Raw genomic sequence first — 2,231 nt, forward strand, 5'->3', positions numbered from 1 at the left:
AGAAATGCTCTAACTACACGTAGTTCCCGAAACTGGATCAGCGTGAGAACTTTTCTAACTACACATAGTTCCCGAAACTGGATCAGCGCATGAAATTCTCTAACTACACGTAGTTCCCGAAAATGAACCACTTTTGCTATACTAAAGGGGAATGAAAGTCGAGGTGATGAGAATGGATTACAAAAGCATACCAGAGCGCATGATTATTAAACAGGAGCTGCTGCCATTCATTATTTTTGAGGAAGTTGCGCCAATTTTGCAGACGGATGGGCGTTTTGGGCAAGTGCTTGAAGGATGGAAGTATGAGCTGACGTCGATTATTGCTAATAGAAGCTACATGCCATCTGAGTCACTACAAACGCTTTGTCGCTTCTTTACGGAATCACTGTATCCGAATCAACCTCTCACAAAGCTTATGATTCGCAATGCGGTACATAATTATACGGATTCGCTCATTGCTGAAATTGAAATGGTATGTGATGTGCAGCCGCAAGCTGAAGTCATCGTCGTGAAGGCGAGCGATAATTTGGCTGATCAAGAGTATATTTACGGATCGATGAACTCGGATTATCAGCTCATGCGTGATTTAGTGACGCAAAAGAAGCAGTTCGTTGAAACGAATGAGGGTGTGCACGAGGCGGCTATTCAAGATCATAAAGGTGTCATTCGCGGTCGTGCAGAGGTTAGACCGGCCAGTGTGGATGTAGGAATGTCTGATAAGCAAAAAATTTGGCTGTCGCTTGTCGAGTCAACGTTAAACTCGCTCGATGAATGGACGGCGGATTTATTTGATTTAATTTCGTATTTGTGGATTGTACAGGAAAAAGATAAGGATGGTTACATTAATTTCCATAGCGATCAAGCGCTGAAGCTGCGTTTTGCTGATGCAATGAAGGAAGATTTTTACATTCGAGAAAAGGAGCGTTTTAGCATTATGAAGCGTGTCGCAGCGTTGTCGAGCATTTGGGTGTCGATGCGTGGCGATGATGTTACCGTTATTGATGCAAAGAAAATTACGGACGAGCAAGCTTACGATTTTACAACGTTTAGCCGCATGTTTGAAATTGGTACGCTCGATATGGCATACGATAAACGAACAGGTGATGCGAAAGGGATTTATTCGCTGCAAATTCGTCCGTCGCCCATTTTGTCTCATTACTTAAATAACGAGCAGCAAACGTTTGGTGCGCTCGATTTGAAAGTGTTTCAGTATAGCCATTACACGCATCGTGAGCATAAGCGATTGACGCGTTATTTAAACTACCATTGGAAAATTCGAACAATTAAACGCTCTTTGCAGCAGCCGTTTCGCGTGCAAACGCTGCTAGATGTCATCGATTTCCCAAAAAGCTATAACGGCGTGCAAATTCGTGACCGTCTCGAAAGCGTACTGGATGATATGCAAAAGGACGATATTATTAAAATGTGGCATTATACAACGCCAATCGATGAAAGTCGCGTTGGAAAGCGCTTTTGGGTGCAAAAATATTGGAGTCGCCTCAGCGTTACAATTGTGCCACCAGAGGACATCATTTTGGAGCATGCGAAAAAGGTAAGCTTTGAAAAATGGTCACCAACGATTTTACAGCAGCGTGTGGAGCAAACAGTCGATACCGTAATTGAGGCGGAAGTTGAAAGAGCTGAAGAAAAAAATAAGCAAATAATATTGCCGCTATATGAGCCAGTACGCGAGCTGACTCCAGAACTAGTTGCCGAGTTAATTGAGCAGTACGGACTGACCATTCGAAAGGCAGCTGCTGAGATGGGGATGGCACATAGCTCACTCCTTCGTTATTTAAAAAAGGAAAATAAGCGGGCTAATGCGAAAAATCAAATGAAGCTCGAAACGTGGGTGGCGAGTAAACGATAAAGAGAGCGTAGAGAAGTGGTTCATTTCTCTACGCTTTTTATAGTTCTCGACCAAAATTTATTCTTGATTGTTCTTTCATTTCGCCCTCCGCGACGAACTTAGCCTTTGTTCATCAATTTTCGGTCCAGGTGCTTCTGCGGTTACTCGAGGCAGAAGTCGCCTACATTTCAGAAACATATTCACATATCAGGTCTGTTGATTAGCCATTTTTATACAGCTGCATTGGTTGTTTTCAGTAGCAAAACTGACATGAATGCAGCATTGTAGTGGCATGGGAGCGTGCGGCGAGACTCCTTGGGGAAAAGCTCGTGACTCAAGACCCCGTAAAGCGCGACGTAGGAGCGGTGCGGAGGCTTGAGGA

Annotated in this window: 1 protein-coding gene; it reads left to right on the top strand. The window is 43.8% G+C overall.

Annotated features, from left to right (window positions below; translation table 11 throughout):
- Positions 1-172 precede the first annotated feature (172 nt).
- Positions 173-1,870: a transcriptional regulator gene (locus tag A6K76_RS15045; RefSeq protein ID WP_066466425.1), complete on the top strand. Its 1,698-nt coding sequence runs from the start codon at positions 173-175 to the stop codon at positions 1,868-1,870.
- Positions 1,871-2,231 lie beyond the last annotated feature (361 nt).

The organism is Caryophanon latum (genome assembly GCF_001700325.1).
Taxonomy (GTDB): Bacteria; Bacillota; Bacilli; order Bacillales_A; family Planococcaceae; genus Caryophanon; species Caryophanon latum.